Below are 24465 nucleotides of genomic sequence, written 5' to 3' on the forward strand. Positions count from 1 at the left end.
GAACGTTCGCGTGGTTCGGCGGGTACCGCCGGCTCTCGAAGGACTACGAGCGGCTACCCGCCGTCAGCGAAGCGTTGGTCCAACTCAGTGCGATTCGGTTGATGGTTCGACGCATCGCCTAGCTTCCCCAAACAGTCTCTAACAAGTACAGATACGATACCGCTCGGTTCAAGGCGCTCCGGTCGCTTTGGGACGAGGAACTAGCCCACTTAGCTCAGAGCGGCTTCGACACCTCCGCGTATAAAGCGCCGAGTTCGTCGAGGATTCGCCAGCTCGTAAGCGGCTCGGACTAGCCCAGCGTTCGGCAGTCTTGCTCGATTGCTTCGCTCGGCTAAACAAATTGGCCTTACCGGGTACCCTTCGTTGCTGCGATTGCAATCTTTCAATAGCGATTGCGGGCTCTAGAGCACGAAGGGGTCGTTTGGCTAGGGAACCAACTCGATCCCTATGCCTCCCCCCGACCCGCTCGTCATCGTCAGCAAGGCCGAACTTCGCGCGCTCATCGCGGACGTGGTCGACGAGAAGCTGAAGTCACTGCACGCTGCCGCGCACCAGCAGCAGGCTGTGCAGTCGAAGTGGCTGAACACGAGTGACGCCCGTGCTCTGACCGGATTCAGCCGCACGAAGCTTTGGCGGCTTCGGAAGGATGGTCGTCTGACAGGTACGACGATTGACGGGCGGGTTTACTACGGGCGGGAGAACATTGAGGGGTTCCTCGAACGCTAACACTCTACGCCCACACCAGACTCCGACATATCCCCTTCATGCTGATCGGGCCACGACGGCATCGAACCTATCGGCCGGTGTTCGTCCGGACGAGGTGGGGGTTGATGCGTCGGTTTGTAATCGCGTAATTGACCGTACCAGCGCGAATTTTAGCGTTCCCTGCACATTTATCTCGCAGGACGTTTTTGCTCGGGGCGGCCACGACCCGGCGGCGTTGGTTGAGACTACTGACACCTAATTATCATGAATAACGGAGCTACGGTCGGGCCATTGAGCTGCGACTCGGACACATATATAAGAGAGGGGTTCTTCACGCAAGACCAGCTCGCCGAGCGGTGGCGCGTCTCTCGGCGCACCGTCGACAACGAGGTCGAGAGCGGGGCTTTGCCCGTTACCTACATCCGGGGGAGCCGACGCTTCGCTCGCGAACACGTCGTGGCCTACGAGGCATGCCACACCACCTACGGCCCGCGCAACAGGACGCGCGGTGCCGAAGCCAAGGACACATCGTCCGAAGGCAACCTCCGGGCCTGAGGGCTCGGTAGCTATACATCGACAAGAACATGCAAAGCAACACTGGCCCGATCGGCGGGCGCGAGAATAGCCGGACCAACAACGAGAAAAGCAGCACCCCCGGAAACGGGTATCAGAACGACCAACAGATCGTATTCGGCCCAGAAGTGGTCGAAGCGAACGACGCCCTATCCGCCGCACGGTATTTCGACAAACGCGGCATCCGGCCTGTACTCCTAAGAGAACGCGATAAATGCCCGTTCACTTCGGACTGGCAGAACGGGTTCACCATCGAAGACATCGAGGTGATGGCGAAGGCGAACAACAACGTCGGCATCATTCTCGGCTCACTCTCCGGCGGCGTCGTAGACGTTGACCTCGACTGCCCCGAAGCCATCGCGATAGCGCCCATTGTGCTGCCGAAAACGGTCACGTTCGGGCGTGGGACGAAGAAGCGGTCGCACTACCTTTACCGCATCGCGGAGCCGACGAGGACGGTGCAATTCAAGAGTCCGGCCGGGAACGTGCTCGTCGAACTCCGGAGCGACGGTGGGCAGACGATGGTGCCGCCGTCGATTCACCCCAGCGGACAACCCGTTCGATGGGACGACATCGGCAAGGTCCACGAGATCTCGCTCGCTGAACTTCTTGGCCACGTCGAAGTGATCGCCGCCTGCTCGCTTGTGGCGAAGCATTGGCCGCAGGAGGGCGGACGGCAGCACGCAGCGATGGCCTTTGCGGGGATGCTCGCTCGCGCTGGCGTACCGCAGGAGCAAGCTGAGCGGCTCATCGAAGAGATCGCATACCTAGCGGAAGACGAGGAGCACGGCCAACGTAGGGACGTTGTAGCGCGGACCTATGAGCGCTTCCACGGGGAGGAGGCGACCACGGGATTCCGCTCGCTTGCGAACGTCGTACCCGAAGCGGTGGCCAAAAAGCTATCCCGGTGGTTGCGGTTCACCGGGGACGGTGGGAGTGACGCTGCCAAGCAGCGAGCGGACGTGCTCGTCTCACGCGTGAAGCAGGGGGCCGACGCCACCGTGGTGTACAACGCCGCATCGGTGCTGGCTGCCCTTCCCGCGCCCGATTACGCCGCAAAAAAATCTGAGCTGAAAGATTTGCTCGGGAACGCCCTCAACCTCAACGACCTCGAACGAGGCGTTGGCGAAGCCCGTGGGTGGAACGGCAAAAGGCAGATGGAAGAGGTGCAGGCGACGGCCGGGGATCGGCCGATCATCTCGTTGGGTCCGGATTGCTCCAAGCTCGACCTCCACCGCGAGGCCGTGGCGCTCCTCGAAAACCAAGGCGGCGAGCCACGGCTTTTCCGGCGAGCGGGCGAGATGGTGCGCGTGCGCGAAGACGAACGGGGTGCGCCGATGACCGAAGGGCTCGGCGTAGACGCCGTGCGCCAGCTGCTCGTTGAGCGGGCCGATTTCGTGAAGCCGACGCGGAACGGGCCGATCCATTCGTACCCGCCGGATCCGCTTGTTCGCGGGATCGTGGCCGACGCCGATATCGCATTGCCCCCGCTTTCGCGCGTCGTGCAGGCCCCGATCCTCCGGTCCGACGGCGGGGTCATATGCCAGCCCGGCTATCACGCTGGCGAAGGCGTGCTCTACGTCGCAGATCGTCACATGGCCGTGCCCCTCGTGCCGGAATACCCGACGAAGGAGGAGGCCGCAGCGGCGAAGAAGCTCATCGTGGACGACCTGTTCGGGGACTTCCCGTTCGCGGACGACGCGAGTCTAGCGAATGCCGTGGCCTTGCTCGTGACCACGTTCCTCCCGCCCGGTCTTATCGGCACGCCGCCGCTCGCCGTGGTCAACGCGCGGAAGCGGGGGTCGGGCAAGGGTAAAATCGTCAACGTCGTGTCGCTGATCGCCACGGGTCGGGACGCCGCTCCGATGGTGCTTCCAGCGGCGGAGGACGAACTGCGGAAGCAGATCACTGCAATCCTCCATCGGGGCAGCCCGATCATCCTCATCGACAACGTGAACAGGCCCGTGGCATCGGCCTCGTTGGAAGCACTGCTGACGGCCGCAACGTGGTCGGACCGCGTGCTCGGGCAGAGCAGGCACGTCGCGCTGCCCAATACGGCCGTCTGGTCGATGACTGGCAACAACGTCACGATCACCGGCGACCTCCGCCGCCGCTTCTACGAGATCCTGCTTGATGCGAAGGTGTCTTGCCCGTGGAAACGCACCGGGTTCCGGCACGCCGATCTCGAAGGGTGGACGTTGGCCAACAGGGGCAGGCTCATCGCAGCGACGCTGACGTTGTGCCGGGCTTACTTCGCCGCTCGGGTGGACGTGGACGTGCCCGTCATGGGGTCGTTCGAACGGTGGGGGCGAACGGTCGGGGGCATCCTCGCCAAAGCCGAGATATCGGGCTTCCTCACGAACCTCCCTTCGCAGGATGACGGGGACGACGAAGACGCGGAATGGGAAGCGTTCCTCGAAGCGCTCCACATTTGGAAGGGGTCACGCGAGTTCATGGTCCGCGAAGTCGTGGACGAGGTGTCGAAGCTCCCGTTCGACAGGTCGGTCGTGCGGGATACGGTGCCGAGCGACCTCGCTTTCGCGATGAACGACGGCGTGCAACGTCTGGCGCATCGGATCGGATCGGCGTTTAACACCCGGTTGGAAACGCGCTTTGGCGACCGTGGGCTGCGGCTGGAGCGGAGTGGGCAAACCAAAGGGGCGAGAAGGTGGCGCGTAGCCTTCGACGAGTAGCCGGCGTCGAGTGATATGCTGACGGGGTAGGGGGGGGTGGGGTCCATACAACTCAACCAAGGGAAAGAGACACCCCCTTACGGGGTGTAGAAAAAGACCTAATGGTGATGAAGATGGTCCTACCCCTCCTCCCCATCCCCTAGCGAAAGGCTGGGGTCAATAGAGAGGGGGGGGATAGATGAACGAGAACCCACATGTTGCCCGCCGTGCCAAGCGGAAAAACCGGCTCGACGGCGGCGACATCCAAGATCTACGACGGGTGCTTTGGAGCGCCGTGCAGAAAGCGGCCACCCTTCTCCACGACGAGGAGTTGGACCCCGCGATCCAACTCCGGGCCGTCCACGCCGTCACGCAAGCGGCGGGGAGCTATACGAAGGTGCTCGAAGCGTGCGAGTTCGAGGCCCGCTTAAAGGTGCTCGAAGAGCGCTTAACGAACGACAACTAAGAGAAATGTCCCTACAACAACTGATAACGAGGCTACTAGCCATAGAAGAGAGCCACCGGATGCTGGTCGAGAACTGCGACATCGAGTTCGTTTTCATCCAAGAGAAAGACGGGCAAGAGGCGGTAGCGGTCATCGCCCGAAACGGGGAAGAGCACACGATGGAAGAACTCGCCGCGCTCATCGAGACGCGGAAGAAGTCGGTCTTCGTGCCCGTGGCCGCCCCGCACGATTACGACGATGAATCGCTGGCGCAGACGTATTCCGACGACGTGCGCGCCGCGTGGATGAACGACGGGACGCCGGAAGACCTACGGCGGGAGGGGCTGCTGCGCGCCGAACTCCAAGAACGGGCGGATTTCGAAGGGGTGCCGGTAGAAGAAATCCGGGCACGATGGGAGGTCGAGCGCCCCGATGACGCCGCCGAATTAGACCGGGTGGAAGCGATGGGCCGAAAGCAGGCGGAAGCGCAGCGACGGTGTAAGGAAAAAGAAGAGGCGCAGGCCCCATTCTTCCGCGAGATGTATAGGCGGCTGTGGGGGAAGTACCCCGATTAATCAATGTGGCCGACACCGTTTGGGTAAGTAAGGTGACGATCCAATATCAAACCACGACGGCGCCAAGCATCGCCCCCGGTCGAACAATAAGATTGCTCACTACTCAGCGCAATGGCAGTCCAGTGCCAAGAGTAGGGCTTAAGGTGCCGTCATGCTTCCTGCCACAGGTGATGACCAAATGCGCCTTTGTGAATTCGATCTATCTCCTGATGAAATCTGTCTGCCTTACCAAAGAGATTCGACGCCTTCAATAGCTCTTTCAAATTATCCCGAAACGCCGGAATCTTGAGAGCGGAAGCTACCCCTTTGCTGTAATACTCATCCCACAGCGTGTGGAGTTCGGACTCCTCTTCTTTGCAGATTGTCCATTCATCGAAAATGTGATACCAGAACATGGTGATCTGGCGGCGGTCCTCCTCAGATGGAATCCAGCTATCCCGTCCTACCGCCGCTGGTAATCTGGACTGAATGTCCCGTCCTTGGCTTATTAGTCTTGCATGGACTTCCATCTTGCGAAAGCGTCGATCAAGATCCATCTGCTTTTCTAGGATTTCTGATTGCCTCCTTGAGTTCTGGGTCGAGAGAAAAGCAAAAATCGTAGCGCCGAGAGCAGCGATGGCGCTAATCATGGCTCCAATAACTGTCCAGTCCATGTGCTTAAAGTCGGGTGAGGCTGGGTCTCAGAGCATGCTTTCATGTTCGACACATATCGTGCAGCTGCCGAAACGGAAACCAAGCCCTTCACTCTGAGCCATGAGCGACGGCCTTCGGCATGATTTCGATTAGAGAGTGCCCCGCTACACCGTTGGCACCTTGGCCTCCTGATTTTGAGTAGCCAGTATCCTGATGTAGGAAAATTGACGCTGCAGCATGAGAGAGCACAACGTCACGGCTTTCTTCTCTGCCAGCAGCGTCAGCGAGCGCAGTAAAGGTCATGAGCGCGTTTTGCCGGTGCTTGTTGACTATCGCGTTATGTTTGTGAGACAAGAAGTTCTTTGAAGCTAAGAACAGCAGATATGATAAGACGCCGAAGATTAAGAATTTACTTGCCACTAGTTGGGCTGCCTCATATGTAGTGCTTGGAGCTAAGATTGGAATCTTGTGAATAAAGAGGCTAGCGATGGCATACCCAGTAAGGCCGGAGGCGAACCACATGGTCCACTTTTGCCATTTATCAGAAAGTCGCTGGTGCTCCTCTGATTCGTCCTTGAAGTAGATCGCCTGCTGTGACACCCCTTGCTCAGCAGCAACCTTGCGCACCTCCTCAAGAGTTTTCGTCGCTTCGTTCTTACTCTGCTCTAGTTGTGTAGTCAGGTCGGCGGCTTCATCTCGGATAGACTGGACCACCGCACGTGCATCATTTTCCAAGCGCTGGAAATCGACCGCTCGACTAACCCCATAGGCAATCGAAGGGTGCAAGGTCTGAAACGCCTGCTGGTAGGCTGATTCCATCTCATTGACGTAGCCATCGCGTACTTGCGTCGGATTCGTTTCTGTGCTCGGGTCAAATTCTAGGAGTTGGTTCAATCTTTGGAAATCGGCGTCAGCCTGATTTTTTATCCGCTGCAGGAAGTCGTGTGGTAGGTACCGGAGCGCTGTTTTCGGCAACTGTTGATATAGGTCGATTAGGCGCCGAGCAGGTTGGACTGCGCCCTCAAAGTGAAAACTGCTCCCCAGCTCCGCCGTCCTTGGTAGTTGCTCGACGTTGAATTGTTGGATGCGCTCAAGTGAGTTCTCCGCTTGTTCCTGCAACGTTGATGTCATCGAACCGAGTCTGGATCGTTGTTGTGTATTTGACGAGCTGGTCCCTCACGTCACTCATTTGGAGCAAGTTAAGCCTAAGGGATTATCCAAACCCAACGCATACAACGCATACAACGATTAGTAGGGATGCGGGCGGTCTAGGACTTGCTCGATTGTTGCTCCGATGTGACCTGCAAATTTCGCTTTTAGCCCGGCACCATAGCAGTGTAAGGACCCCGATCCACGGGCTCCAACCCATGCAACCCCCACTGCTCATGCCGCCCCACGCCATCCCCAAGAACGGCGCCACGTCGTTCGGGTCCTTCGACGGGTCCCCAACGCTCCCGTTCATCCACGCCCTCATCCGGCAGGCCCGCCGCTGGACGGAGCACGTCCTCGCCAACTCGAAGCTCGACCCGGCCTACGTCGTCGAGAAAGCCCTCGCCGCCCTCTCGTTCACGCTGACCTACCTCGCCCGCCAGCAGAATTGGACGGGCTATCCCCCAAACGGCCAGAGGGATTCCAACGGCTGGGTTGATTCTAGCAGAAAGAGAGATTCCTATGGCCACATGGATTCCAGTGGCAGAAAGGATTCCATCGGTGAGAATGATTCGGCTGCATCATCCGGTTCACTCGGACCGGTCGTGCTGTCCATCCCGACGAAGCTCGTGGGGGTGCGGGCGGTGCAGTCCAACGTCCGTGCCCTGCGTGATGCCGCGCGGGATCATCTGGTCCAAGCGGGCCTCCAGCTCGACCTCCACGCCACGCCCAACGGCGTCGTGGTCTACTGGGGGAGCCTCGCCATCGGGCGGATACAGGACAAGCACGCGCCGTGGCTGGCTCCGCTCCTTCCAGCGCACGTCTCCGTCCACCTCATCGGCGTGACCGGCGACGAGGCGAAGGGGCACACGCTCGGCGTCAACGTCTACGTCCGACTGCAAGCCGGTTTGTAGGCCGGGCTATAGCCAGCAATAAGACGATGCGATCAAGGCATCGACACGATCAGGGCCGGGTGGCAACATGCTGCTCGGCCCTTTCTGTGTTTGCCCCACCGCTGGACTCGCACGATCCCGCACCGTTGGGATACGCCAACGATGCCACCCTCCAACCATCCAACCAACACGACCATGAACGACTCCATGTACCTCCTACCGCAAAACGGAACTGCCAAAGGGATGACCAACGGCAGCGCAGCTAACAACCGCAGCCTCGTGTCAACGCACACCACCCCACGAGCCCTCATCACCTCGCCAGATCGTCGGTTCTATCCGGAGCCGGAATCCGGCCCGTACGCCCCCATCGAGAAGCGGCGGCTCCAGACGGCCGACGGCATGGATAGCGCGGGCTACACCGTCCGCATCGCCGACCCCGACGAAGAGAGCGGCTGGCGCGAGTGCGGCGTCGTAAGCGGCGATTACCTCCTCATCCCGAATGCCCGCGTCCGGGATCTGGCTGGGGAGATCGCGCACCGCTCCGGCTTACCCTTCGAAAAGGACCGGACGTTCTTCGACGGGAAACGCTACTTCCTTGGGCTCACAGCAAAGGAAGCACAGACGGTGGAAGTGAAGCCGGGCGACGTATTAGGCCTTTCCTTGGGGTTCTGGAACAGCTACGACGGGAGCCGGGCCTTCAGCGCAGGCGTCTACCTAACAAGGCTGGTGTGCTCGAACGGGATGGTGGCGAAGTCGCTGTTCAAGGAGGTCCGGTTCCGCCACGGCCCCGGTGCATCGGAGTGGGAATCGGAGGTGGAGCGGACGCTGGGAGCGTTGCGGCATGCTGAAGGGGGCATCGCCCGGTTCGCAATGGCGGCGAGGTCGTTGGCGTCGATGCGGATGTCGTCGTCTCGTTTGCGCGAGATCCGGCGCGACGTGCTCCCGAACATGCCGGTGACGTTGTGGGGGAAGGTCGTGGACCGCTACCTCTTGGAGGAAGAACTCAGCGGCTGGGGCTTGCTCAATGCGGCTACATCGGTGACGTGGCACGCGGATCGGCCGACGGTGAGCGACTTCCGCCACAACGAATACGCCGTGTCGTCGCTCATCGAGCACGCGCTCAATGGGAGCCGGATCAACTAGTCCGGATCGGGTCCGAGAATGGCGGATCCTAGAACGAGGGTACTCCGAAAGGGGCGCTCTCGTTTTTGCCGCAGGATAGCTCAGGTGAATTAATCACCGTGCGCATAGGTGCCCTGAGACCGGGATTGATCTAAGTGTTTACATAGCTTGATCATGTGACGCAGGGCTGGCATGGGGAGGTGATATATTGCGGGCTAAATGAGTTTCAGCCCGTCAGGTCCTACGGCAAGCAAACCACAACATCTTATACCCCTTGGCTCATGTCAGATCAAAGCGCTGCGTTACTCGCCTTTCAAAAAGACAAACTGCAGATCACGGCAACGAAGGAGAGTGCTTTGATTAAGTCGCGAGAAGATCTGAGAACACGAATCAGGAACAAATTCGTAGATAACCACTCCGGGTACGAACCCAAGTTTTTCATTCAGGGGTCATACAAGAACGAAACCTTAATCCGCACTAAGGAAGACACATGTGATCTCGATGATGGGGTCTACTTCTTAAGGGAATGTAAAGTAAGCTCATCTACCCTTCAACGATGGGTGCATGAGGCGGTCGATGGTCACACCTCTACTCCAGCTGAGCATAAGGAGAAGTGCGTCCGTGTCATCTTCGCAGGGGACTATCACATTGACTTTCCCGTTTATCGTAAACCCAGCGATGCTCCACCAGAACTAGCGACAAAATCGGGGGGGTGGCAACCTGATGACCCAAGGGAATTCGTCGAGTGGTTCAGTAAGCAGTGCGATTCGGGGGGGCAACTGCGTAGGATCGTCCGCTACATGAAGGCGTGGGCTGATTCTAGAGCATTCCCAATGCCTTCTGGCCTTGCCCTGTCCATTCTCGCAGCAAGGAATCAGGTCCTCAACGACAGAGAGGACGTAGCGCTTCTGAACACACTCCTAAGCGTCAGAGCCGCACTCACGCAAACCTTTACGTGCCCTGTGCCAGCGCTACCGTATGACGATCTGTTTGGAGGGTACGATGCGGACCAGAAGGCGGGACTGCTCGATACGCTCGACCACTTCATCCGAGATGCGAGCGCAGCGGTTAAAGAGGACGACGAGGAGAATAGCGGAGCGCTTTGGTTTGCTCACCTAGGGCCCCGTTTCGCTACCGCTGCCAATACGAACGGCGCGAGTAGTAAGAAGGCGAAGTTGATCACCGCAGCGGCATCAATCGTCGCTGGTAACGTATCGACGCAAGCGGACGGTACGATCTCATTGAACAGGAACGAAGGAGTCCCTCACAAGCCTCACAAGTTCTACGGTGGATGACAAGGAGATCTGATGTATCACCGAAGGCAAGCCGTTAACGTCTACAAGTACCTGCTCTTGCAAAAGTCTGAAATCGCAAAGCGGTACAGTCACCTCGATTGTACGATCATCAGAAACGCACTCGTGTGTCGCGGTAGGTTCCAGCCATTGGAGGAATGTGCTGAGTACGACGTTCGGATTTGGCACCGATTCGGGTCAAGTCCTAAAGTCCAAATCTTATCGCCTCATGTGGACTACGATCCCAAGATCCATGTGTATCCAGATGACGAGAGGTTGTGTTTGTACCACCCAATAAAGCATCCGTGGACAAGCGATTCATCGATTGCATCGACTCTCATTCCTTGGATCAATGAGTGGATAGTCTTCTACGAGGTCTTCCTACAAACCGGTCATTGGCTAGGTCCTGAGGACGATCATGGACCTTCGCCAAAGGCCTGAACATTAAAACGCGGTGGGGTTGGAATGTTGAAGCTATCGGTACTAATACTCTCTTCAAGCGAGTCGTACGAGATCGCGAAGGGTGTAGCGAGAAATCTGCGCCAGCTAAAAGAGGGAGGTAAGGACGTTTACAAGGTCCAGACTTGGGGAGAAGGCTTTTTTCGGCACAAGGAGGCATTTGCGCTCAACACGTTCTTGAAGCAACTCCTATACTTCGACCTCGCCGTTATCGTGGCCGGTCCTGACGATGTGCAACATGATCGGTATGACGCTGACAAGACGGTCAATGTGCCTCGCGACAACGTGGTGTTCGAACTGGGAGCTACGTGTGCAAGGTTTGGAACACACCGGACTTTCCTTCTAGTCCCGAAATCGCGTACAGTAAAGCTGCCGAGTTATTTCAAGGGCATCAATGTGGTCGAGTACGATGACTCGCCTGATTCCGATCACATTGTGGCAACGAGCGATGCAGTGGATGATGTGCATCACGCAGTGCAGGGTCTTCAGGGGCGCGTTCATCAAGCTGACCTCCCCGCCCTTGGACTTGCTTACGGATACCTACATAGCTTTGTTAAGCCGCTCATTACATCCATAGAGAGTCCTCAGGTCTTTCATGATGCTGGACTTACATGGGAGCAAGGGAGTAGGTACACGATAGCCGTTGTCATCCCAGAGCGTCTGATGAATCGTAAAGAGATCGACTACTACTGCCTCAACCAGCTTGGTTTGCAGAATGAATCGATCAAGCTGAGAAATGGACGCGACGTTAGTGTGTACATCGTGCCGCGCGTCACGTCGGCAGACCCCCTACACATCGTTGATGTGCCTACCACGTTTTTTACGTCCCACCAAGTCATTCGTCTAGTTGATCAGTACTGGGAAGGTGGAGGAGATATGGAATACCGCGACAGGCTCATGGAACGAGAGATTCGAGCCTTCGAACGCCAGCTGCGATCCCTATTCGCTGAAGACGAGAACATCCTTCCTGAGGATGTAACCGTAGTCCAAGCAGCCGGGGCAGAGGAGTACGTGGCAGCGTTGAGTGTATGAGTCCCATGGGGAGAGGAGTGAGTTGGTGCTGGCTCCTCAATGCTATGCCAGCCGTGACGTGACACGCAGATCGGCCCACGGTCAGCGACTTCCGCCACCACCAGTACGCGGTGTCGTCGCTCATCGAGCACGCGCTAAATGGAAATCGGCTGAACTGACGGATTCATGCCCGCGCTAAGAAGTGAGGCCGAAAGGTCTCACTTTTGGGCATCTGACTGAACTTTGAGCACATGTGGAATAGCGCTTCAGCACGAGCCTGCCTGAACGCTTCTTCCAGAAGATGCTCTGCGCTGGAACGATAGCTTTCGTTCTCGGGCATGCAGGCTTGATCTATAGCTTGACAAACGAAATGGCCCAACCCGCTAAGTAATTGTTCTTACAGCGGATCGGGCCATTTCATTGTGCCCACGAGAGGACTCGAACCTCCACGAGCGTAAGCTCACTACATCCTGAATGTAGCGCGTCTACCAATTCCGCCACATGGGCAGGCAGACCGTGAAACTACTGTCGATCCGCCCCGCGAAGCAACACGCCGAGGCCTCTGCCGTTGTCTCAGAACCGTGTCCACGTATTCTTCGCACCGACTCGATGACCGCCCCCCATTCCCCCGTGCTCCGCTGGTTCCTCCTCTCCCTCCTCGCTGCAACGGCACTCCCGACCGCCGCCCAGGATCACCGCCCCCTCCCCCACCCCGTCCCCACGCCCCCGGCGTTCGAGCGCGCCATCGCGCAGGGCACCCGCACCGCGACGGGCGAACCGGGGCCGCGCTACTGGCAGCAACGCGCCGACTACTCCCTCCGTGCTGCGCTCGACACGACCGCGAAGCGGCTCACCGGGGATGCGGTCATCCGGTATCGCAACGATTCGCCAGACACGCTCGGCGTCGTCGTGCTGAAGCTCCGGCAGAACCTCCACCGCGAAGGCGTCCCGCGCACTCGGTCGGTGGAGGTCACCGGCGGGATCGAGGTGGAGAACGTCCGCGTTGACGGATTCGCGGTCACGGACGCCGGCCGCAGCAGCGAGGTCGGCACGTACACCGTCGACGGCACGCAACTCTACCTCCGCCCCCGGCAGCCGATCCTTCCTGGAGCCGAGGCCACGATCTCGATGGGCTGGGGCTTCCGCATCCCCGAAGCCGGCGCGCCGCGGATGGGTCAGGACGGCGAGGTGTACTACCTCGGCTACTGGTACCCGCAGGTCGCCGTTTACGACGATGTGGTCGGGTGGGATACCGATCCGTACCTCGGCCTCGGCGAACACTACATGGGCTACGGTACCTACGACGTGCGGGTCACCGTGCCCGAGGGCTTCCTCGTCGGCGCCACCGGCGTGCTCCAGAACCCGGAAGAGGTGCTGCGCGACGAGGTGCGTGACCGGCTCCGCGTCGCCACCACAAGCGACGAGCCCATCGCCGTCCTCCCCACCTCCGACCTCGGGCGAGGCACCGTCGATGCACCCGACGGCACGCTCACGTGGCACTTCACGGCCGAGAACGTCCGCGATTTCGCCTTCGGCACGTCCGACGCTTACGTGTGGGACGCCACCCGCGCGAACGTCGGCGACCGCGACGGGGACGGGGCCGACGACTTCGCCGCCATCCACACGCTCTACCGCCCCGGTACGACGGCTTGGGACCGCTCGGCGACCTACGCCCGCTTCTCGATCGAGCACCTCTCGACCACCCTCTTTCCCTATCCGTACCCCCACATGACGGCCGTCGAAGGCCTCATCGGTGGGGGGATGGAGTACCCGATGATCACGCTGATTGGCGGGGCGCGCTCGCCGCAGGGGCTGTTCGGGGTGACGTACCACGAAATCGCCCACATGTGGTTTCCCATGATCGTCGGGCAGGACGAGGCCGACTTCGCGTGGATGGACGAGGGGCTGGCGAGCTTCCTCACGAACGCCGGGATCAATGCCTTTTACGGTGCCGAGGCGAACGCGTGGGACCCGCGACGGCAGGCGCATTACTACCTCGCCGGCTCCGGCCGCGCCGTCCCCCCGATGCGCCACGGCGACCAGTATCCGCCCGGCCCCGCGCGCGGCGTCGCGTCGTACTCGACCCCCGCCGTCCTCCTCCGCGCGCTCGAAGGCATCGCCGGGCGGGAGCGGTTCGCCGACGCGTTCCGGACCTACGGCGAGCGCTGGGCCTACAAGCACCCCTACCCCGACGACCTCTTTAACACATTCGAGGACGTGCTCGGCGAAGACCTCGACTGGCTCTGGACGCCGACCCTCTTCGATACGTGGACCGTCGACCTCGCGATCGCCTCCGTCGAGCAGGACGCAGACGGCGTAAGCGTGCGCGTCGCGGACCTCGGGCTCGCCCCGATGCCCGCCCCCGTCGCCGTCACCTACGCCGACGGCCGGACCGAGCGGCGAACGATCCCCGTGGCGACATGGCTGGAGGGCCGCACCGATACGGCGATTGCCTTCTCGCCCGGCGAGGTCGCTCGCGTCGAGATCGACCCCGAGGTCTACCTCCCCGACGTGGATCGGACGAACAACGTATGGAGCGCCGGAGGTGCGCCACTGCCGATGCCGGGCACGGGGGGATGACGCCCTGTTCGATGAATGATCAGAAAAGGGGCGCGGCGAACTTGCGCCTGCGGGGCGAGGCTTCTTACCTTCGTCACCCCGCCGGAGAGACACCCGGCGGTCCACTCCTCGGTAGCTCAGCGGTAGAGCATGCGGCTGTTAACCGCAGGGTCGTAGGTTCGAATCCTACCCGGGGAGCTGAAAGCGGCCCCTTCGCCATGCGGAGGGGCCGCTTCGTTTTTTTGCTTTCGTTGTTTACGCTCACGCCCTAGGCCGCGCTCAGCGTGGCGACGTCCTCGAGGGACGACGAGGCCATCGTTCCTCGCCTTTAACGACGACCCCGGTCGTCATGTCCAGCCGTGTTGCGCAAGCGTCGGACGGCGAGGGCGGCTCCTGCTGCTGCCAACACGCCCAGCCCGAGTGGGTCGAGCGGGGCCGGCGGGAAGTCCGGGGGCCGCTCGGCGTCCCCGCCGGCCTCGGCGCTGGAAGCGGGGCCGTCGCTCGGCGCCGCCCACGCCGGCATCTCCTGCGCGTACACCGGGACGGACCAGGCGAAGAGGAGGACCATCGCGCATGCGTGGAGGAGGGCGTGCCGAGAGAGGAACGTGCTGCGAGGAGAAGTCATGGCGTACGGCGTAGTCGTCGGAGTCGGTGGTGGTGAGCGTGGAGCGCCGAGCGTGGGCACTAGCGGAGGATCGTGAGCCGGCGTGTGAAGGCGTGGGACCCGGCCACGAGCCGGAGCACGTACACCCCGCTCGGCCGGTCTGACGCGTCCCACACCGCCGTGTGGTACCCCGCAGCGCGGTCGCTATCGGCCAGCACGGCGACCTGGCGGCCGAGCAGGTCGTACACGACGAGGCGGACGTCCGCCGCTTCCGGCAGCGCGAAGCGGACGGTCGCCCGGGACACGAACGGGTTGGGGTACACGCTCTCCAGCGCGAAGGCCTCGGGGAGCGCTGCCTCGGTACCTGCTTTGGCCACGCCGTCGGACGTTTCGGACGTCGCCGCAGTCTCGTCGGTGCCTGCCGAGCGGCCCTGCACACGTGCGAAGCGGAGGAGGAAGCGCGCCGTCGTCCGGTTCCCGCTCTGCACGACGGGCGCGCTGAGACGCCGGGCATGCTGTGGGTCGCTGTCCACCTGTGCGACCTGCTCGGAAGCCGGGCCAGAGCCGAGCGCAACTTTGTTCGAGTGGTGCTCAACCGCATGATGCTCCATCGCTGCGGCCGCTTCCCGCGCTGAGAGCGTCGCTCCTTGCTTCTCCCGTGTCACGATCAGCGCTTCCGAGCGGAGGGCATCGTGGGTCACCTCGAACCTGTACGAGCGAGCGGCCGAAAGGTCGACCTCGGTTCCCGTCTCCGTATCGACGAGCAGGACCTGAACGGAAGGGGGCAACGCCCGGACCTCGGGCCAGGTCAGCTCGAACTTCCCACCGACCACTTCACCGCCCGCCGTCGCCTCGAACGCGAGCGGGATCTCGAGCGCTCCGCTTGACGGGATCTCCGCGAGCGGGCGGGCATCGATCTCGAGGGCGCGCTCTTCACCGACTTCGGAACCGACCACCGTGTAGAGGTCTAGCGACGCGCTCCCGAGCCCGGCGAGGGCCTCGGCGTCGTAACGATCCACCCCGGGCGCGCTCCCTGGCTGGAACGACACGTACGCGGCCGCCCAGCGGTCCTCCATCCCGTTCACCCCTTCCACCTCACCCTCGACCCGAAGGCCAACGACGGCGCTACTCCGCTGCGGCCCCTCGGCGCGGCCGGCACCGAGCACCGCCGCGCTGAGTTCAGCTCCCTCCACGTCAGACGACGCTGGGACGTTGGCCGCCAACGCCTCCGACCGACCATAGAAAGTGCCGCCGGAGGTGAGCGCCGCCTCCGGGGCGACGAGCTGCGGGGTCGTCGTCGTCGCCTTCACCCAGAACCCCTGCAGCGGCGCGATCAGCCCGTCGCCGAGCGAGCCGGTCTCCCCGTTCCACGTGAGGTACTGCTCGCTCTCGGGGTCGTAAACGTAAAGCGTGTTCGTCAGGTTCGACCTCGTCCACCCGGGCGCGTCCCAGTCGAGGGTGTAGGCCGTAGGGTTCCCCACGAGGTTCCAGCCGTCCTCGAAACCGTGGGCGCCCCCGTCGGTGAACATGACGCCGAAGGCCAGGGGGAAGGCCGAGCACGACGCCGGGCTCCCCGCGCTGTACGCCTCGTCGAGCGCCGCGCCGGCCACGCGGACCGACGCCGGGAGGTCTTCCGCAAAGGCGAGGAAGGCGACGCCATCCGTGGCGGGGAGCTCCGCCGACTGCGAAGCGGCCGAGGCCCACCCCGCCGCCTCCTCCCACTGATACACGTTGGAGAAGCCCGTCTGGTCGGCGCCGGGGAAGCCCTGCGTCGTGAGGGGCCCGAGGAGGTCGTCGAGGCTCATGCCGGGGAGGCCGCTGAGCACGCGCCAGCCCGCGTCCGAGGTGAGGTCGAACGTGCGCACGGCGAGGGGGCGGACGGACAGCATCGGCACCGCCCCTGCGGAGTTGTCGAGGATGACACCGTTGCCGGAGGCGTTGTCGAGGCTCTCGTAGTAGCCGACGGAGAGGCTCGCGCAGTCGATGGGGAAATCGGCCTCGTCGAACGCCGCGTCGATGGTGAAGACGTAGGTGAGGACGGGGACGTAAGCCGACCCGACCTCGTAGCCGTCCCGGTCGAAGCCGCCGGTCCCGACGCCCGAACTTGTGATCGTGAGCCGGGCGGTGGTCCCGTTGTTGATGAGACTGGGGCTGACGCTGTAGGGTGTCTGGGCGTAGGCGAGCACCCCTTCCTCGAATCCGGTGACGGAGAGCTGCTCGGGGTCAAAGTCGAGGTCGACGGTGGCGGAGCCGAGGGTGTTCGTGTCGAGGCCCTCCGTGCGGAGCTCGATGGCCACCCGGAACGTGCCCCCGACGGTGGCATCGTCCTGGACGAGGCGCGCGCGGACGGCCTGCGTACCGTTGCCGCCACTCGCGAAGGAGTCCGCCGCCCCTGCCGACATGAAGCGGGCCTGCGCATTGACGGGCATTGCGGTGAGCAGCCCCACGAGCACGAGGAGGATGGCGGAGCTACGAAAACGTACCATGCGAACGGGAGTCATCGGAGTGATAAGTAGAGCGAATCCATACGGTGGGACCGCATCCGGAACAAAACAGAACGTGGTGTCAGCTACACGTGCTATTGGTTGCTGGTGGAGCGGGGTGCGGGCGCGGATACGTCCGCGCCGCCGAGGGCGGGCACTCCACGGGGGCCCGCTTCTGTCGGGAGCCCGGTCGGCTCGAACGTGGGTAACGCACCCGGCCCGAAGCCCGGCGGCGGCACGGCGGTCTCGGCCCCGGCCGCCGTCGATGCGCTCCACAGGTTGAAGTCTGGCGCCGTCACCTGCCCGTCGAGGTTGAAGTCGGCCGCGCCGTAGCCCGTTGAACCCGCGGCCGTCCCCGCGCTCCAGCCGTTGAAATCGGGGGCCGTCACTTGCCCGTCCTCGTTGAAATCGCCAGGCCACAGGGCCCAAACTCCCGGCGCCGCTTGCCGCATCGCCGGGGAGGCGCCGGGGTAGGCCTGCGCCAACGCCGTCGTGAAGTCGTAGGAGGCCGAGCCGCCGGAGAGGTCCACGGCCGACGCGCTCATGACCGCGAGGTGGTTTCGCGTCTCGACCACGAGGTAGTACGCGCCCGCAGGCTCACCGACGAAGGCGACCGGGCTCGCCCCGTCCACGTCCACGGTGCTGCCGTCGCCGAGCACGAGCGCCGCGCGCGAGGCGAGCGTGGCACCGCCGGGCGTGGCGCGGAGGTGCAGCAGGACCCAATCCACGGGCGGCTCCGAGCCCTCAAAGACGCCTTCGTCCGCGATTTCCGCACCGGCGTACCCCTTCGACGCGAAGGGCTGCGCCAACGGGAGATGGCCTCCTCCAGCTAGATCGGTTCGCATAACTCCGTTGGCGCTGTCGTACGCGCCCCCGAGCATCACCCTGACGCCGAGTGCAAGGCTCGAGGTCACGTTGAGTTCGAGTGGGACCACGATCGAGGGGGCGTCGGGATCGTTGGTCGTGAGTACGAGGTCGGCCGTGTAGATGCCATCGGCCGAAGGCGAGGCCACGAACTCGACCTCTAGGAAGCCATAATCGCCCGGCGCGACGAAGCCGGAGGCGGGCGAGACGAAGAACTGCACGGGCGGCGGAACGATGCGGACCGCCTTGTTCGAGGTGACGTACGCAGAGTTGACGACGACGGGCAGAGCACCCGTGCCCGCGTCGTTCTCGATCCCGACGGTCGCGCCGGCGAGAGCCCCCGCCATCGCTTCGTACTGGAACTCGATCGTCCCATCGGACGCGAGGATCACCTGAAACGTCTTGGCTCCCGGCGAACCGAACAGGGGGACCGCATCGTACTGCACGACGAAGCGCCCGTCCGGCAGGGTCCCCGTATACACCGCGCCGCCGGCGCTCTGGTCGAGGTCGTCCCAGAACGGTGCGATGACGGCATTGGGAAGCGCGGCGTTCGGGAGTGACGCGTTGTTGAACGAGTTGCTGCCGAACGATGAGAAGGTGAGGAAGCCATTCGAGAAGACCCGAACGCTCGTACGCTCCGTCCCATAAAACGGGAATCCGAAAGGCAGACCGATGTCGTCAAAGCCCTCGTCACCGCCAGGGAACGTACCCGTCGGAGTCCACGAGACCGGGGTCCCCGTGTTGGCGATGTCCTGGAAAACGACGGCCGGGCCGCCCGACTCGTCCGAGTCGATGAAGGTGTAGCCGAACGCATCGGGGCCGCCGGTGAGGTTTACGCTCCCGGTCCCCGCCAATGCGTCTTGACCCTTGCGCTGTTCTGGCTGATCGGCCGGGTCGTACCCAAGCGACCGGTCTGCTCCAACTGCGGACAACGGCGCGCGGACGAGGCGCGATGTCACCGAGGACGAGCTTGTGTTCGCGATTTCTGCCGACCAGTTCAGGTTGCCCGACCCCGGCGATGCGATATTTGACAAGGTGACGTATTCGCTCGTCGCATCGCCGGGAGCGACCGTGGCGTAGATCTGCGATGGCGAGACGCTCGCGGCCGGGGGCGGGAGTGGGACGTCGAAGGCCTCGAAGTTGTCGGCGTTTGAGCCCGAGGATCCCTGGCTGGCGCTGACGCCAAGCCCGCGCCGTGCGAACGCCTGCCAGATGATTGCCGAGTGGGCGCCGCCGAACGCCATGGTATCGGCCATGAGGATGGCATCACGCCCATTGATGAACCCCGGATTGCAGGGCTGCAGCTTCAGCCCGTCGGTCACGAGACGCATCGCGATCTGGTTGCCTGCCCCGCCGTCGGCGTTATTGAGATCGGGGTCGAAGCCGTAAGCGTCGATGAGGTCCCACGTCAGCTCCCACAGCGCCGTCGCCCACACGAACCCGATCCCGTGCGGGACGGCGAGCCCGCCGCCGTTCGTGTCGCCGTAGGTGTAGTTGTTGACGGAGAAGGAGGTGTTATACGGGGCGGGCCGGATCCCTCCCCCGGCCTGCGTTTGTCCGATGAGGTAGTTCCCGATCGGGCGGCTCGTGGTGCGGGTGTCGGCCTCGTCCATCGTGAATACGATCCCGTAGAAGTCGCTCCACCCCTCGCCCATCTGCTCGTCCCCGGTGAGGCAGCCGGACGTGGAGGGGCCGCCCGTAAGACGGTTGGAGATGCCGTGCCCGTACTCGTGAACGATCACGCCGTTGTCGAAGTCGCCGTCCGAGTCCGGGCTTGCGATGTCACACGTGTACATCTGCATCCGAGGGCGGAGGCCGTCGCCCTGCGTCGAGAAATTGGCGTTGCAGTTGCCGCCGCCTAAGACGGAGGCGTCCTGGGCCTCGGCCCGCACGTCGTCCCCGCCGAGGCCCCCGTTGACGTAGTTGTTGACCTGGAAGTTGCCCGCCGGCTCGTCGAACCCGTAGCGGTACATCACGTCGTGGATGACGTTGCTCCAGTAGAAGAGGTTGGTGACGGCGGCCGGCCTGTAGGTCGAGGGATCCTGCGTGAGCGAAACGGGGAAGTCGAACACGAACACCCCGTTCTGATCGCCGTTGGGACTGCTGCCCTGGTCGGCCACATCGTTCCCATCCACGTCGGTGTAGGCGTGGACGTTATTCCCCCGGGTGATCGAGAACTCCGCCCCATCGACCCCGTTCGTGTCGTGCCATCCGAAGGGGGACGCGACCGGGTCGTGGGGATCGGTGACCAACGTCCGTGCGTCACCCGGCGGAGAGGGCGTGCCCCAGAGCGGAGATTCGAGGGGGAACGCATAGACCCTGTAGCTGGCTGACTCGGACGCGCGACGCGGAGACGCCCCTACCGAATGCGCATCCAGTTCGACGAGCGGAGACACCCAGTGCGCTACCGCACTTGCTGAAGGTGGGTAACCGGCTGCCGTGTCGTTGGACAAGTTGACTGCCGGCGAGGGGCCGAAGGTGTCGTGAACGACCAGGTCGTGGCGCGCCAGTACGCGACCGCCGACCGCGTCGACGTAGCCCAGCCAGTAATGCGGGGCTCCGCGTTCCTCCAACTCCACTTCCCACGCGAGGGCGAGCGCTCCCGACGTCTGGAGGTAGTACACGAGCTTTGCCGTCACGGGCTGCTGCGCCACGCCCGCCTCCGAGAGCGTCACGACCGATGCTCGCCCCCCTTCGCTACGCAGTGTGCGAAAGGCCTCGGGCGGTGCCAGGCCGGCGTCGAGAGCCAGCGCATTCGCCGCTTCGGATGCGGACAGCGAGGGACTCGCCGCGAGGCCCTGCTGGCTGGCGAGCACCGCGCCACGCCCGGCGGCGTGGACGGCCCGCCCTTCCCGGTCGAGGGCTACCGTGAACTCGCCGCCGACGACCGGAATCCCACCGACCTGCTGGCGGAGGTAGACGTGCGTCGTGCCCGAGTTGCGGCTGACGTAGGAGTCGGTGACCACGAGTTCGGCGAGATCGGCCTCTGCAAGATCGTACGCCTCGGCCGTGCGCTGGAGATACTCCTCCGCCGTTACGGCCGATGCCGAGCGCTGCTGGGCCTGCGTGGGGGCGCAGAGCAGGAGCGCGGCCAGGGCGATCGATAAGCTGGACTGTAGCATATCGACCGATGGGCGATGGATCAGGCGACGGCGCATCATCTTACATCGTTGGGGGCGAGGAGAGCACGAGACTGGTCGATGGTACGACGGCCATCGAATAGCATGCAAGAACCAGACACAGGATACAAACCACAGTAACCACAACACATAACAAAAAATCGCCGTACCGACGAGCGTCCTATATGCGGCCAGCCGCGCGAATATCGGCGTCGGTACGAAGGCCCACCCACCACGCAGGGCCATAGCCCATAGTCAGCGCCGCCCGATACACCTGCTCTCCCTGCAGCGTTGTGAGAGATGTCCTCCTCCTGCAGCCCGCCGCAGGAGAAGCGGTTGTGGTCTAGGTCTCAGACGTGTATCCTTTCGCTACCGTGTGCTCGCCCTCCCCGTGAAACGCCGACCGCACAGTTCCACTTCTTGGCTCCGCCGGCGTCAATGGCCAGCGCCCCCACCCTGCGTTTCGAATGTCCTGCAACGGTCCCTATTCGGACGGCCCGACCCGTTTCGTACCCATGAAGTCTCTCACGTTGCTCCTTCTCTTCCTGGCCGCCACCGCGATGCCTGCGTCCGCGCAGGGCGTCGTGGTCAACGAGGTGCTGGCCTCCAACCAGGCCACGCTCGCCGACCCCGACTTCAGCGACTTCGGCGACTGGTTCGAGCTGTACAATGCGTCGCAACAGACCGTCGACCTCGGCGGTGCATTCCTGACCGACGACCTCGACGAGCCGATGCAGTGGCGCATCCCCGACGGGACGACGCTCGCCGCCGGGGCCTTCCTCATCGTCTGGGCCGACGACGGGGATACCTCCGCCACGGCTTTGCACACCAACTTCAAGCTCTCCGCCGGAGGGGAGCAGGTCGGGCTCTTCGACGCCTCGGGGGCCGTCATCGACACCGTCTCGTTTGGCGAGCAGACGACCGACATCTCGTACGGCCGCTACCCCGACGGCAGTGACACCTTTGCGCTCTTCGCGGTCCCCACCCCCGAGGCACCCAACGACACCGACCCAGGCGGCGACATCGCCGAACCCCCGACCTTCTCGCTCGCGAGCGGATTCTACGACGGGACGGAGTCCATCGAAATCGCGGCTGAGGCCGATGCCACGGTGCGCTACACCTTAGACGGGACGGAGCCGACGGAAAGCTCCCCGGCCTATACCAGCCCGCTCGCGCTGTCGCAGACGACCGTGATCCGCGCCGCGGCGTTCGCACCCGAGCGTGCGCCGAGCGAGGTCGTCTCGCGAGCGTACTTCGTCGGCGAGAGCAGCGTGCTGCCGGTCGTCTCGCTCGTGACGGATCCCGCGGGTTTCTTCAGCGACGAGGCGGGGATTTACGTGGAGGGCACGAACGGCATCCCCGGGCGCTGTCGCACGGATCCGGTGAACTGGAATCAAGACTGGGAACGCGAGGTCCACCTGAGCTTCTTCGAGCCCGACGGCGTAGGGGGCCACACGCTCGCGCTTGAGCAGGGCGCCGGCGTTCAGATCTTCGGCGGGTGCAGCCGGATCTATCCGCAGAAGTCGCTCTCGCTGCATGCCCGTTCGCAATACGGAGCATCGGATTTCGCCTACCGATTCTTCGAGGACGTGGACATCGAGAGCTTCGACGACCTCGTGCTCCGGAGCTCGGCGCAGGACTGGTGGCGCACCATGTTTCGCGACGGCATGATCCAGACGCTCACCCGCCACATGGACATCGACGGGCAGGCCTACCGCCCGACGATCGTGTTCCTGAACGGCGAGTACTGGGGGATCCACAACCTCCGCGAGAAGCTCAACGAGGACTACGTCGCGGGCCACTACGGCATCGACGACGACAGCGTGGAACTGATCGAAGGCACGTGGGGCGGCCAGTCCGAGCACTACGACGCGCTCGACGACCTGCTCGCGGGCGACCTCAACACGCCGGATGTCTTTGCGCAGGTGGAGGCGAGGATGGACGTGGACGAGTACCTCTCCTACCTCGTCGCGGAGATCTACAGCGCGAACGCAGACTGGCCCGGCAACAACCTCAAGCTGTGGCGGCCGATGACGCCCGAGGGCCGCTGGCGCTGGATGTTCTTCGACACAGACTTCGGCTTCGGTGGAAACGCGAACGGGCAATACGACAGCAACACCCTGGCGTTGGCGACGGAGCCCAACGGGCCGGGCTGGCCGAACCCGCCGTGGTCCACCTATCTCTTCCGGAGGCTGCTCACCCATGATGGATTCCGGCACGGGTTCATCCAGCGCATGGCGGCCCATGCGAACACCACGTTCGATCCGCAGCGTACCCTCGCGCTGATCGACAGCCTCCAGACGAACATCGCGCCCGAGATCCCGCGCCACAAAACTCGCTGGCCGCAGTCGATCTCCTTCGGCCCCAGTTGGGACGCGCTCGTCGGCATCATGCGCGACTTCGCGACCGCGAGGCCACAGGCGGTCCGCAGCCACGTCACGGGCTACTTCGACGAGGTCGTGGGCTCCGCCCGCCTGACGCTCACCACGACCGCTGGCGGCCGCGTCTACGCTGAAGGGGTGCCGATGGCATCGCTCCGCCTGAATGGTTTGCCCGAGGCCACTGGCGGTGTCTTCGAACCCATCTTCTACCGTGGCGTGCCTCTGGAACTGGCTGCCGTCCCGGACGAAGGCTACCGCTTTACCGGTTGGTCTGGCCTGGTCGATGCGAGCGCAGACACGATCTCGGTCGTGCTGACGGAGTCCGCTTCGCTCACGGCCACCTTCGCCCTTGCGACAGCCACCGAGGCGCTGGGGCCGCCGGCCTCAGCGCAGCTCGCCGTATACCCGAACCTCACCGCGCGCACGGCGACGGTCGAGGCGACGCTCGCCCATCCGGGCGACCTCTCCGTCCGGGTGATGGACCTGCTCGGTCGCGAGGTGGTAGTCCTCTCCCGAGGCCCTGCCGAAGCCGGGACGCACCGCCTTGCCGTGGATGCGAGCACTCTGTCGAGCGGAGTCTACTTCGTGGTGATGACGACCGACGGCTTCCGCGCGATGCGGCGGCTGGTAGTGACCCGGTAAGTCCCCGACACGCAACCGGCTCAGCGCCTAGGTCGTGTGGACATTTGAGCCACGACTCCCACCAGCCGATCCCATAGCCGTCATCTACCCCGACTGCTATGGCCCGCTACGCGATCTCCGATGCCACTTGGGAACGCCTCGCTCCGCTCCTACCCGGTCGAGCCGGTACGCCCGGCCGAAGCGGCGATGACAACCGCCGCTTTCTCGACGCCGTCGTTTGGATCGCCCGCAACGGCGGCCCCTGGCGCGACCTCCCCGCCGCACTCGGCCACTGGAACTCGGTC

Annotated in this window: 18 protein-coding genes and 2 tRNA genes; 14 read left to right on the forward strand and 6 right to left on the reverse strand. The window is 63.1% G+C overall.

Going from position 1 to position 24465, the window contains the following annotated elements; translation table 11 throughout:
* From ABJF88_06685 to ABJF88_06710, 6 genes are all read left to right on the forward strand, one after another.
* On the forward strand, nucleotides 1-122 hold a 122-nt coding region (locus ABJF88_06685), incomplete at its 5' end, for an IS5/IS1182 family transposase (protein ID MEP0546600.1).
* A 325-nt stretch (nucleotides 123-447) separates the two neighbouring features.
* Nucleotides 448-726 (forward strand): helix-turn-helix domain-containing protein, encoded by a 279-nt coding sequence (locus ABJF88_06690; GenBank protein MEP0546601.1) that lies wholly within the window; start codon nucleotides 448-450, stop codon nucleotides 724-726.
* Between the two features lie 243 nt (nucleotides 727-969).
* Nucleotides 970-1260, forward strand: coding sequence for a helix-turn-helix domain-containing protein (locus ABJF88_06695; protein ID MEP0546602.1), 291 nt, complete (start codon nucleotides 970-972; stop codon nucleotides 1258-1260).
* Nucleotides 1261-1289: 29 nt separating this feature from the next.
* Entirely contained in the window at nucleotides 1290-3971 is a 2682-nt protein-coding gene (locus ABJF88_06700) for a bifunctional DNA primase/polymerase (protein ID MEP0546603.1), read from the forward strand.
* Nucleotides 3972-4149: 178 nt separating this feature from the next.
* Complete coding sequence (locus tag ABJF88_06705) at nucleotides 4150-4416, forward strand: hypothetical protein (GenBank protein ID MEP0546604.1); 267 nt, start codon at nucleotides 4150-4152, stop codon at nucleotides 4414-4416.
* A 5-nt stretch (nucleotides 4417-4421) separates the two neighbouring features.
* Nucleotides 4422-4970 carry a hypothetical protein gene (locus ABJF88_06710; protein MEP0546605.1) on the forward strand — a complete coding sequence of 183 codons (549 nt, stop codon included), beginning with the start codon at nucleotides 4422-4424 and terminating at the stop codon, nucleotides 4968-4970.
* Between the two features lie 149 nt (nucleotides 4971-5119).
* On the opposite strand, the gene ABJF88_06715 is transcribed toward ABJF88_06710, so the two are convergent.
* A complete protein-coding gene (locus ABJF88_06715) occupies nucleotides 5120-5623 on the reverse strand; it encodes a hypothetical protein (protein MEP0546606.1) in 504 nt (167 codons plus the stop codon).
* A gap of 88 nt (nucleotides 5624-5711) precedes the next feature.
* Nucleotides 5712-6734, reverse strand: a complete 1023-nt coding sequence (locus ABJF88_06720) for a hypothetical protein (GenBank protein MEP0546607.1) — start codon at nucleotides 6732-6734, stop codon at nucleotides 5712-5714.
* Between the two features lie 254 nt (nucleotides 6735-6988).
* Between ABJF88_06720 and ABJF88_06725 the strand changes: the two genes are divergently transcribed.
* From ABJF88_06725 to ABJF88_06740, 4 genes are all read left to right on the forward strand, one after another.
* Nucleotides 6989-7666, forward strand: a complete 678-nt coding sequence (locus ABJF88_06725) for a hypothetical protein (protein MEP0546608.1) — start codon at nucleotides 6989-6991, stop codon at nucleotides 7664-7666.
* A 174-nt stretch (nucleotides 7667-7840) separates the two neighbouring features.
* On the forward strand, nucleotides 7841-8788 hold the full coding sequence (locus ABJF88_06730) for a DUF932 domain-containing protein (GenBank protein MEP0546609.1): 948 nt from the start codon (nucleotides 7841-7843) through the stop codon (nucleotides 8786-8788).
* Nucleotides 8789-9048: 260 nt separating this feature from the next.
* Nucleotides 9049-10062, forward strand: coding sequence for a cyclic GMP-AMP synthase DncV-like nucleotidyltransferase (locus ABJF88_06735; GenBank protein ID MEP0546610.1), 1014 nt, complete (start codon nucleotides 9049-9051; stop codon nucleotides 10060-10062).
* Between the two features lie 462 nt (nucleotides 10063-10524).
* Nucleotides 10525-11550, forward strand: coding sequence for a TIR domain-containing protein (locus ABJF88_06740; GenBank protein ID MEP0546611.1), 1026 nt, complete (start codon nucleotides 10525-10527; stop codon nucleotides 11548-11550).
* Nucleotides 11551-11952: 402 nt separating this feature from the next.
* Here ABJF88_06740 and ABJF88_06745 read toward each other — a convergent pair.
* Nucleotides 11953-12036, reverse strand: a tRNA-Leu gene (locus ABJF88_06745).
* Between the two features lie 102 nt (nucleotides 12037-12138).
* Between ABJF88_06745 and ABJF88_06750 the strand changes: the two genes are divergently transcribed.
* On the forward strand, nucleotides 12139-14109 hold the full coding sequence (locus ABJF88_06750) for a M1 family metallopeptidase (GenBank protein MEP0546612.1): 1971 nt from the start codon (nucleotides 12139-12141) through the stop codon (nucleotides 14107-14109).
* A gap of 105 nt (nucleotides 14110-14214) precedes the next feature.
* Nucleotides 14215-14286 (forward strand) — tRNA-Asn (locus ABJF88_06755).
* A gap of 130 nt (nucleotides 14287-14416) precedes the next feature.
* Here the strand turns inward: ABJF88_06755 and ABJF88_06760 are convergent.
* From ABJF88_06760 to ABJF88_06770, 3 genes are all read right to left on the reverse strand, one after another.
* Complete coding sequence (locus tag ABJF88_06760) at nucleotides 14417-14713, reverse strand: hypothetical protein (GenBank protein MEP0546613.1); 297 nt, start codon at nucleotides 14711-14713, stop codon at nucleotides 14417-14419.
* A 59-nt stretch (nucleotides 14714-14772) separates the two neighbouring features.
* Nucleotides 14773-17178 carry a T9SS type A sorting domain-containing protein gene (locus ABJF88_06765; protein ID MEP0546614.1) on the reverse strand — a complete coding sequence of 802 codons (2406 nt, stop codon included), beginning with the start codon at nucleotides 17176-17178 and terminating at the stop codon, nucleotides 14773-14775.
* 92 nt (nucleotides 17179-17270) lie between these two features.
* Nucleotides 17271-21161: a M36 family metallopeptidase gene (locus ABJF88_06770; GenBank protein MEP0546615.1), complete on the reverse strand. Its 3891-nt coding sequence runs from the start codon at nucleotides 21159-21161 to the stop codon at nucleotides 17271-17273.
* Nucleotides 21162-21673: 512 nt separating this feature from the next.
* On the opposite strand from ABJF88_06770, the gene ABJF88_06775 reads away from it, so the two are divergent.
* Entirely contained in the window at nucleotides 21674-24181 is a 2508-nt protein-coding gene (locus tag ABJF88_06775; protein ID MEP0546616.1) for a CotH kinase family protein, read from the forward strand.
* 98 nt (nucleotides 24182-24279) lie between these two features.
* A partial coding sequence (locus tag ABJF88_06780; GenBank protein ID MEP0546617.1) for a transposase occupies nucleotides 24280-24465 on the forward strand: 186 nt, incomplete at its 3' end.

The organism is Rhodothermales bacterium (assembly GCA_039944855.1).
Lineage (GTDB): Bacteria > Bacteroidota > Rhodothermia > Rhodothermales > JANQRZ01 > JBBSMX01.